At 32.4% G+C, this 290-nt stretch carries 1 protein-coding gene; it reads right to left on the reverse strand.

Translation table 11 applies throughout. The features are described 5' to 3' along the window. The coding region (locus PZH32_RS13740) for a TnpV protein (RefSeq protein ID WP_275208821.1) at positions 1-195 on the reverse strand (195 nt) is incomplete at its 3' end. Between the last annotated feature and the right edge of the window lie 95 nt (positions 196-290).

Here is a 290-nt window from a genome sequence, read left to right on the forward strand (position 1 = left end):
ATGCTCGACAAGTTTTCCTTGTAACAACAATATTTGATATTTTGCCTTTCTGTGTTCCTGTAAATAGCTTTTACGAAGCATCCCATATTTCCCATAAGTTGGTTCGATATCTGTAAGTGCCAATTCTGGCAAATAATAATCACCACACAACATATAAGTAAGTCCATTTTTCTCATCATAAATTTCGTTCTGCATAAAATATTCTCCTTTTCTTCCTATAATTGGTCGTACATCTTCAACAGTGTTCCCTTTTTCATTTGACTATATTTCACCTGTAATTCTTCATATTT

The sequence above is a fragment of the Adlercreutzia equolifaciens genome (assembly GCF_029076695.1).
GTDB classification, from domain to species: Bacteria; Actinomycetota; Coriobacteriia; order Coriobacteriales; family Eggerthellaceae; genus Adlercreutzia; species Adlercreutzia equolifaciens_A.